Origin of the sequence: Citrobacter sp. Cpo142, from assembly GCF_030332425.1 — a bacterium.
Lineage (GTDB): Bacteria > Pseudomonadota > Gammaproteobacteria > Enterobacterales > Enterobacteriaceae > Citrobacter > Citrobacter portucalensis.
In genome coordinates, this window is record NZ_JAOWHW010000075.1 from 36562 (window position 1) to 45108 (window position 8547).

The window sequence follows — 8547 nt, forward strand, 5'->3', positions numbered from 1 at the left end:
TTTATGTCAGACTTATCGTTTGATTTCGATTTGCTAAAACAGGAAGTCTACCAGAGATGCTTAAACAGGTAGAAATTTTCACCGATGGTTCTTGCCTGGGAAATCCAGGGCCTGGTGGTTATGGGGCGATTTTACGTTATCGTGGGCGCGAAAAAACCTTTAGCGAGGGCTACAACCTCACCACTAATAATCGCATGGAGCTGATGGCGGCAATCGTTGCGCTGGAAGCCCTGAAAGAACAGTGTGAAGTGATACTCAGCACGGACAGCCAATATGTGCGCCAGGGCATTACGCAGTGGATTCACAACTGGAAGAAGCGCGGCTGGAAAACAGCAGATAAAAAACCGGTAAAGAACGTCGATCTGTGGAAACGTCTCGATGCCGCGCTGGGGCCGCATCAAATCAAATGGGAATGGGTTAAAGGCCATGCGGGCCATCCGGAAAACGAACGCTGCGATGAGCTTGCGCGCACCGCGGCCATGAGCCCGACTCAGGATGATATTGGGTATCAGGCTGAGGCTTAAGCGTCCGGTTTACGGTATTGCCGGGTCGCGCCAACGGCATGACGGATAGGCGTTTTGCTTTTATTTTGTTTCATCGGGTTGAGCGTAAGCGGAATGGTTCGCTTGCGCGCAACCACCAGCTGTAAACAGCCCAGCGCGGGGATATGGGCGCTTAACATTTTCCCGCCCTTCTTGTTCCAGGGCAGAACATGAAAACGACTATAGTGCAGCACTTCAAAATTCAGTAATGATAGCCAGTCCAGTTGACGCATGAGGGTAAACATCCGACTGTTATAGGGCGATGTCTTGCGCAATACGGGTATCAGTTTACGCAATCCCATCAAGCTTACCGGGTTAAAGCCGCTCAGAATCAACCAGCCGTCATCAATCAACACGCGATCGGCTTCACGCAGTAGGCGATGCGGATCAGAGCACCACGGTAACGTATGGGCCAATAAACAGACATCCACGGACTTATCGGCAAAGGGAAGATGCAAAGGATCGGCCGTCACCTGCATGGGAGATCCCTGCAAAGAAACATTTACCTGATGAGAAACCGCGCACGCTTCAGAATCGATTTCTGCGCTTAAATTACCAACCTTAAGCAGATGAAAACCGTACATTTTTGCAAACCACGGGTTAAGCTGATGCTCCAGCGCCTCACGATAGTGTTCGCCCCAGGGCAAATCATCCCAGCTAACGGGCGCTACGACAGTTTGAGGGATCCTTGCCGGTTTCATCACAACCTTCCGTTACGCATTGAGAGGTAATATATGAATCTTAACAGTATTCCTGCATTTCAGGACAATTACATCTGGGTCCTGTCAAATAATGACCAGCATTGTCTGATTGTGGACCCGGGTGAGGCGGCTCCTGTTTTGAAAGCCATTGCAGAGCATAACTGGGTGCCGGAAGCCATCCTGCTAACCCACCATCATCAGGATCACGTGGGCGGTGTGAAAGAACTCCTGCAACATTACCCACAAATAGTGGTATACGGACCGGCTGAAACGCAAGATAAGGGAACGACACACATAGTCGAAGATGGCGATATTGCACTCGTTTTGGGGCATGAATTTAGGGTAATTGCTACTCCGGGTCACACTTTAGGACATATCTGTTACTTTAGCCATCCTTACTTATTTTGTGGTGACACGCTCTTTTCTGGCGGTTGTGGTCGACTTTTCGAAGGCACAGCAACTCAAATGTATCAATCACTTAAAAAAATAAACGAACTTCCTGACGATACATTAATTTGTTGTGCACATGAGTACACATTAGCAAACATGAAGTTTGCCTTAAGCATTCTCCCGCACGATTCGTTCATAAATGAATATTATCGTAAAGTTAATGAGTTACGCGTAAAAAAACAAATGACACTACCCGTAATTCTGAAAAATGAGCGGCGAAATAATCTTTTTTTGAGAACAGAAGATATTGATTTAATTAATGAAATAAACAAAGAAACAATATTGCAACAACCTGAAGAGCGTTTTGCCTGGTTAAGGTCAAAGAAAGATACGTTCTGACAATTCCGGGTTGCCTTTTGAAAACTTCGCCGTTATGATCGGTCGTCTTTTAAGCAACTATTGACACACACATGAAGGCAAAAGCGATATTACTCGCCTCTGTCCTGCTTGTTGGGTGCCAGAATACTGGTAACGTCCAACAACACGCACAGAGCCTTTCTGCAGCTGGTCAAGGGGAAGCAGGAAAGTTTACAAGTCAGGCGCGATGGATGGACGACGGAACATCTATCGCTGCTGATCAAGATTTGTGGGCTTTCATTGGTGACGAGCTAAAGATGGGAATTCCGGAAAACAACCGGATTCGCGAACAGAAACAGAAGTATTTACGTAATAAGAGCTATCTCCACGATGTAACTTTACGGGCAGAGCCGTATATGTACTGGATAGCCGGGCAGGTTAAGAAACGTAACATGCCAATGGAACTGGTACTACTACCCATAGTGGAGAGCGCTTTTGATCCTCACGCAACGTCTGGCGCCAATGCCGCAGGTATTTGGCAGATCATTCCGAGCACGGGGCGCAATTATGGTTTAAAACAGACCCGCAGTTATGATGCACGTCGCGACGTTGTGGCTTCCACCACCGCCGCGCTGGACATGATGCAGCGTCTGAACAAGATGTTTGATGGCGACTGGCTGCTGACCGTTGCTGCTTATAATAGCGGTGAAGGTCGTGTCATGAAGGCAATCAAAACGAACAAAGCTCGTGGTAAACCCACTGACTTCTGGTCGTTACCATTGCCTCAGGAAACGAAGCTATACGTGCCCAAAATGCTGGCATTGAGCGATATACTCAAAAACAGCAAACGCTATGGCGTGCGTCTGCCAACAACAGACGAAAGCCGCGCGTTGGCACGTGTTCGCCTAAGTAGCCCGGTTGAGATGGCTCAGGTTGCCGATATGGCGGGTATTTCCGTCAGCAAGCTGAAGACCTTCAATGCAGGCGTGAAAGGCTCCACGTTGGGTGCCAGCGGCCCGCAATATGTAATGGTTCCAAAGAAGCATGCAGAGAAGCTGCGTGAGTCTCTGGCTTCAGGCGAAATTGCAGCCGTGCAGTCAACGCTGGTCGCGGATAACACGCCGCTGAACAGTCGTAGCTACAAAGTTCGCTCTGGCGATACGCTTTCTGGCGTCGCTTCACGTCTTGGCGTGAGCGTCAATGACCTTAAGCAGTGGAATAATCTGCGCGGGTCGTCGCTGAAAGTGGGCCAGAATCTGACGGTGGGCGCAGGTACCAGCGCACAGCGTCTGGCGAACAACAGCGATAGCATCACCTATCGTGTACGTAAAGGCGACTCGCTCTCGAGCATTGCCAAACGTCACGGGGTTAACATCAAGGATGTGATGCGCTGGAACAGCGATACGAACAATCTACAGCCAGGCGATCAGCTAACGTTGTTTGTAAAAAACAACGGCATGCCGGACTCCTGATAGCATTGTAGAAATGAAGGCACTGGTTTCCCCCCAGTGCCTTTTTTATTTATCCCGCTTTATGTGCCTCAACCATTATCGTGTCGCTGGTAAACGAGCCATCTTCCTGTAACGCAAAGTAGTCTTTCACTTGTGCAGAAGCACTTTGTTGGTATGCACGAATCGCGTCGATCAACGCTGCAGGCGTGCGCATCCGCGCCACCCACGAACTGAATTCCAGCACCAGACGATCGGTTAACAAGGTATCGGCAATCAGATTGGCGTCATTGATTAACGACAACCACTCTCCGCTGGAATAGTTGCGTACGTGTGAGGTATCGCGTAACGCCTCCACGGTTTGCAACCAGATATCACGTACTGGGTGGCCTGGCGACATCACATCCATCACAATCAATACACCACCGGGCTTCAGAACGCGGTTCACTTCCCGCAGCGCGCGTCCGACATCATGCCAGTGGTGCGCAGAATAGCGGCTAATTACCACGTCAAATTCGCTATCTTCAAATGGCAGACTTTCGGCATAACCCTGGCGTGTGGCGACATTCTCCAGGCCTCTGTCTTTTGCCGCCTCAGCGACCACCTCAAGCATCTGCGACGATAAATCATAAGCCACAACCTGCTTTACGTGTTGCGCGGCTACAAAGCTGGCATGCCCCGCTCCACATCCCATATCCAACACACGGGCCTGCGGAAATGCCGATAACCTTTCCCTCAGACGCTGCAAGTCACGGCCAGAGGCGTGCACCGCACTGGTTAAATAGGCATTAGCCTGAGAGCCAAACTGTTTTTCGACGTTGTCATGGTGAGAGCGTGTTGTCATTGTGTTGTCCTTCGGTTGTTGTGAAATAGGAAGGGCAACCATCACAGGCCTGCCCTACGGCAGACCTGACACACCGTTATTGTTCAGGTTTGCCGGGACTGAATTCAACGAGTAGCGGGTTGTGATCGGATGCACGGGTGACCAGCACAGAGGCTTCACTCACGTTCAGACCACGATAGAACACAAAATCGAGAGGGCGACCAAACGCGCGTCGGCGCTGATCGTCAGTAAAACGTACCTGGCGCAGCGACATTTCACGCGCAAAGCGGTATAGCGCATTCATCCGTCGACGGCTCCAGGCATTGAAATCGCCAGCCATAATAACCGGGCCGCTGTGATGAGCAATCTGATCGCCAATGGGAAGTAACTGCTTACTATAAACATCGACGCCGAGGCTAAAGTTAACCGCGTGGATATTCACCACCATTAATAATCGAGAGTCAGGCAGCGGATACACCGTTACCAGAGCCGATTTCGCCAGCCGTAAAATAGGCTCACGCTCGCGCAATGGACAACAGTAAACAGGATGAGCAGCAGAGAGCGTCATGACGCCAGAGGGATGCTGAGGCAGCACAAAGGCAGGAACCTGATCGGCAGCAAGATAGTTAGCGGTCGCAAACTGCACCAGTTCTGGCGTGGTTTGCGCTTCCTGTAATAATACCAGATGCGCATCTTTGCCAAAATTCTTCAGCACCGACTGCCATTCTGCACGCTGCTGTTTAAAAATATTCCATACCAGCACGCGAATGCGGTCTTCACTGCTTAACGGAACGCCTGCGGGTAATGCCTGGCCAATATGCGCAAACGACCCCGGCGGTAAAATCCGCTCGGCGGGTTGTCCGGCAACATAACGCATGGCATAGGTGTTTTTTCGCACTTTAGACTTTCAAACCTCTGTAACGTCAACCAGTCCGCAGCCGGACTGGTTCTTCTGTTATAGGGATTTTAGCACTCACTTTCAACGAACAATTGCAGTTTGTTTTGTAAGTGGGCGCTTACATCAATGATTTACCCCAGAGCAACACGCACGGGTTTATCAAGACGACCGCTGACCCCCATCAGCAGGAAAGCTACCAGAACAATGAGGGCGCCAATCCACGGCGTCTGAGCTAAACCATAATGCTCGACCGTTTGCCCGCCAATCACTGACCCCAGTGCAATCCCAATGTTAAACGCCGCAATGTTTAACCCTGACGCCACATCTACAGCATTAGGCGTAAATTGCTCAGCTTTCTGTACCACGTAGACCTGCAATCCCGGTACGTTACCAAAGGCAAAGATCCCCATCACCAGAATGGTAGCCAGCGCGGCGTACTGCGTAGAGGCCGTCAGTTGGAAGACCATCAGCAGAACAAACAGCGCGGCGAAAATGAATTTCAACGCAGGAACCGCACCATGTTTATCCGCCAGCTTACCGCCCCAGATATTACCGATAGCCACTGAAACACCGTAACCCAATAAGATCCAGCTTACTGCTGCCGGGGAGAATCCCGCCAGATCCTGCATCATCGGTGCCAGGAAGGTGAATGCCGTGAATACACCGCCGTAGCCCAGTGCCGTAACGGCGTAAATCAGCAGCAGACGGGGATGAGTCAGCACCTTCATCTGGTCGCGAATGCTGGCGGCTGCACGACCGGGAATGTTAGCGGGGATCAACAACTGGCTACTGATCAGTGCAATCACGCCTAACATTGATACCGCGAGGAAAGTCTCACGCCAGCCAAAGTGCTGACCGATAAATGTTCCCAGCGGCACGCCGGTGACCAGCGCCACCGTTAAGCCACCAAACATAATGGCAATGGCGGAAGCCGCTTTCTCTTTTGGCACCAGACTTGTCGCGATGGTAGAACCAATCGAGAAGAATACGCCATGTGCCAGCCCAGTCAGCAGACGAGCAACAATGAGTGTCATATACCCGGGTGCCTGCCATGCGAGCAAATTCCCCGCTGTAAACAGAACCATCAGCGCAACCAGTAACTGTTTACGTGGAAGGCGTCCGGTCAGAGCGGTCAGTACCGGTGCGCCAATTGCCACCCCCAGCGCATAGATTGAAACCAGCATCCCAGCGGAAGGTAACGAGATCGCCAGCTGTTGAGCGATGGTTGGCACCAGGCCAACAATCACAAACTCAGTAGTGCCTATAGCGAAGGCACTTATTGTTAGTGCAAATAAAGCGAGAGGCATAAATAACTCCGTAACATCAGTAATCAGATGACACGCAGTATGCCAGGATGTTTTAATGACAAAAATATTCAAAATCTCAATATAATTTTGCGTCAGGTGCAAAAATGAAAGCAACCTCTGAAGAACTTGCGATTTTTGTGGCGGTAGTGGAAAGTGGCAGCTTTAGCCGGGCGGCAGAACAGCTTGGACAAGCCAATTCCGCGGTCAGCCGGGCAGTAAAAAAGCTGGAGATGAAACTGGGCGTCAGTTTGCTTAATCGCACGACCCGACAGCTAAGCCTGACCGAAGAAGGAGAGCGCTACTTCAGGCGGGTGCAGCAGATACTGCAAGAGATGGCTGCAGCAGAAACGGAAATCATGGAGTCGCGTAATACTCCGCGCGGCCTGCTGCGCATCGACGCAGCAACACCGGTGATGTTGCATTTCCTGATGCCGCTAATCAAGCCGTTCCGGGAGCGGTATCCCGAGATGACGCTGTCTCTCGTCTCCTCAGAAACGTTCATCAATCTTATTGAACGAAAAGTGGATGTTGCTATACGAGCGGGTACACTGACTGACTCGAGTCTACGTGCGCGTCCGTTATTTACCAGCTATCGTAAGATTATTGCCTCACCGGACTACATTGCCCGTTTTGGCAAGCCAGAGAGCGTCGAGGAGTTAAACCAGCATCTGTGTCTGGGGTTTTCCGAACCGGTTTCACTCAATACCTGGCCGATTGCCTGTATCGACGGACAGCTGCATGAGGTCGAGTGCGGAATTTCTTCCAACAGTGGAGAAACGCTAAAACAGCTTTGCCTGAATGGCAACGGCATCGCATGTCTTTCAGATTATATGATAGATAAAGAGATCGCGCGGGGTGAACTGATGGAGTTATTGGCAGATAAACGTCTGCCGGTAGAGATGCCTTTTAGCGCAGTTTATTACAGCGATCGTGCCGTCAGTACGCGCATTCGGGCATTTATCGACTTTTTAAGTGAATATATAAGAACAGCTCCCGAAGGAGCTGTGAAAGAGGGTTAAAGGGTACAGAGGGTCAGGCAATTAATCCCAATCAGGGGCCAGGCCTTCCGGGCTGACCAGACGATCGTTGCAGTCCAGTGCCGCGATCGCTTTTTTATCTTCGGCATCCAGATGCAGTTCCAACGCCAGCAGGTTGCTTGCCAGGTTTTCACGTTTGGTAGAAGAAGGAATTACGGAGTAACCTTCCCCCATTGCCCATGCCAGAATAACCTGCGCCGGGGTCGCGTTATGTTTAGCGGCAATGTGCGCAATCACTTCATCTTTCAGCGCTTTACCGTAAGCCAGCGTCATGTAAGAGGTGATGTGGATACCGTGTGCTTTCGCCCAGTCAACCACCTTACGGCTCTGCAGATACGGAGACAGCTCAATCTGATTGGTCGCAATGTTCTCTGCACCTACTGCGGCAATGGCTTTTTCCATCAGCGGAATGGTGAAGTTTGAGATACCAATTTCGCGAGTCAGCCCCTGCTGTTTTGCTTCGAGCAGCGCCTGCATGAATTCCTCAACAGATACCGCATCACCTGGAGATGGCCAGTGGATCAGCGTCAGATCGACATAATCTGTACGCAGCTTCTTCAGGCTTTCTTTCAGACTTGGGATCAGTTTTTCTTTGCTGAGATTTTCAATCCAAATCTTGGTGGTGATATACAGCTCGTTACGCGGTACGCCGCTTTCGGCAATCGCCTGACCAACAGCCGCTTCATTATCATAGATTTGCGCAGTGTCGACAGCACGGTAGCCTAGCTCAAGCGCCGTTTTAACAGAAGCGATAACCACGTCGTCTTTCAGGCGGAAAGTACCTAAACCGAATGCAGGGATAGTCATAGAATTCCTCTTTTTAATCACTATGTTCGTTAACTGAGAGGATTATGAGCTTCAGCTCTTTATAGAAAAAGAGTGAAAAATGCAGAGGATTTTTGCGGATTCAGCAATAATTAAATTGCAGACAAAGAAAAAGCCCTGAGCGTTAGCTCAGGGCTCTTAATAAGTGGCGGAACGGACGGGACTCGAACCCGCGACCCCCTGCGTGACAGGCAGGTATTCTAACCAACTGAACTACCG

The 8547-nt window shown here is 50.4% G+C and carries 9 protein-coding genes; 4 read left to right on the forward strand and 5 right to left on the reverse strand.

What is annotated here, in order from left to right; translation table 11 throughout:
- Positions 1 to 56 precede the first annotated feature (56 nt).
- Entirely contained in the window at positions 57 to 524 is a 468-nt protein-coding gene (gene rnhA, locus OGY18_RS03680; RefSeq protein ID WP_063941989.1) for a ribonuclease HI, read from the forward strand.
- Here rnhA and OGY18_RS03685 read toward each other — a convergent pair.
- Complete coding sequence (locus OGY18_RS03685) at positions 521 to 1243, reverse strand: class I SAM-dependent methyltransferase (RefSeq protein ID WP_126319174.1); 723 nt, start codon at positions 1241 to 1243, stop codon at positions 521 to 523. The genes rnhA and OGY18_RS03685 overlap by 4 nt on opposite strands.
- Positions 1244 to 1276: 33 nt before the next feature.
- On the opposite strand from OGY18_RS03685, the gene gloB reads away from it, so the two are divergent.
- Both gloB and mltD read left to right on the forward strand, forming a co-directional pair.
- On the forward strand, positions 1277 to 2032 hold the full coding sequence (gloB, locus tag OGY18_RS03690) for a hydroxyacylglutathione hydrolase (RefSeq protein ID WP_003830800.1): 756 nt from the start codon (positions 1277 to 1279) through the stop codon (positions 2030 to 2032).
- Between the two features lie 71 nt (positions 2033 to 2103).
- Positions 2104 to 3462: a murein transglycosylase D gene (mltD, locus tag OGY18_RS03695; RefSeq protein WP_181509443.1), complete on the forward strand. Its 1359-nt coding sequence runs from the start codon at positions 2104 to 2106 to the stop codon at positions 3460 to 3462.
- A gap of 49 nt (positions 3463 to 3511) precedes the next feature.
- On the opposite strand, the gene OGY18_RS03700 is transcribed toward mltD, so the two are convergent.
- The 3 genes from OGY18_RS03700 to OGY18_RS03710 all read right to left on the reverse strand — a co-directional run bounded on the left by OGY18_RS03700 (position 3512) and on the right by OGY18_RS03710 (position 6466).
- Positions 3512 to 4282, reverse strand: a complete 771-nt coding sequence (locus OGY18_RS03700; RefSeq protein ID WP_286551780.1) for a class I SAM-dependent methyltransferase — start codon at positions 4280 to 4282, stop codon at positions 3512 to 3514.
- A gap of 76 nt (positions 4283 to 4358) precedes the next feature.
- On the reverse strand, positions 4359 to 5159 hold the full coding sequence (locus OGY18_RS03705) for an endonuclease/exonuclease/phosphatase family protein (RefSeq protein ID WP_008783770.1): 801 nt from the start codon (positions 5157 to 5159) through the stop codon (positions 4359 to 4361).
- Positions 5160 to 5290: 131 nt separating this feature from the next.
- The gene (locus tag OGY18_RS03710) at positions 5291 to 6466 is read right to left on the reverse strand and encodes an MFS transporter (protein WP_126319178.1); all 1176 of its coding nucleotides are present in this window, start codon (positions 6464 to 6466) and stop codon (positions 5291 to 5293) included.
- A gap of 104 nt (positions 6467 to 6570) precedes the next feature.
- On the opposite strand from OGY18_RS03710, the gene yafC reads away from it, so the two are divergent.
- Complete coding sequence (yafC, locus tag OGY18_RS03715; protein ID WP_286551784.1) at positions 6571 to 7485, forward strand: DNA-binding transcriptional regulator YafC; 915 nt, start codon at positions 6571 to 6573, stop codon at positions 7483 to 7485.
- 21 nt (positions 7486 to 7506) lie between these two features.
- Here yafC and dkgB read toward each other — a convergent pair whose 3' ends face one another.
- On the reverse strand, positions 7507 to 8310 hold the full coding sequence (dkgB, locus tag OGY18_RS03720) for a 2,5-didehydrogluconate reductase DkgB (RefSeq protein ID WP_003830794.1): 804 nt from the start codon (positions 8308 to 8310) through the stop codon (positions 7507 to 7509).
- Between the last annotated feature and the right edge of the window lie 237 nt (positions 8311 to 8547).

What these genes read in the sequence shown, in the direction of transcription:
- rnhA (WP_063941989.1), top strand. Translation starts at nt 57, where the DNA reads ATGCTTAAACAGGTAGAAATTTTCACCGATGGTTCTTGCCTGGGAAAT.
- OGY18_RS03685 (WP_126319174.1), bottom strand. Translation starts at nt 1,243, where the DNA reads ATGAAACCGGCAAGGATCCCTCAAACTGTCGTAGCGCCCGTTAGCTGG.
- gloB (WP_003830800.1), top strand. Translation starts at nt 1,277, where the DNA reads ATGAATCTTAACAGTATTCCTGCATTTCAGGACAATTACATCTGGGTC.
- mltD (WP_181509443.1), top strand. Translation starts at nt 2,104, where the DNA reads ATGAAGGCAAAAGCGATATTACTCGCCTCTGTCCTGCTTGTTGGGTGC.
- OGY18_RS03700 (WP_286551780.1), bottom strand. Translation starts at nt 4,282, where the DNA reads ATGACAACACGCTCTCACCATGACAACGTCGAAAAACAGTTTGGCTCT.
- OGY18_RS03710 (WP_126319178.1), bottom strand. Translation starts at nt 6,466, where the DNA reads ATGCCTCTCGCTTTATTTGCACTAACAATAAGTGCCTTCGCTATAGGC.
- yafC (WP_286551784.1), top strand. Translation starts at nt 6,571, where the DNA reads ATGAAAGCAACCTCTGAAGAACTTGCGATTTTTGTGGCGGTAGTGGAA.
- dkgB (WP_003830794.1), bottom strand. Translation starts at nt 8,310, where the DNA reads ATGACTATCCCTGCATTCGGTTTAGGTACTTTCCGCCTGAAAGACGAC.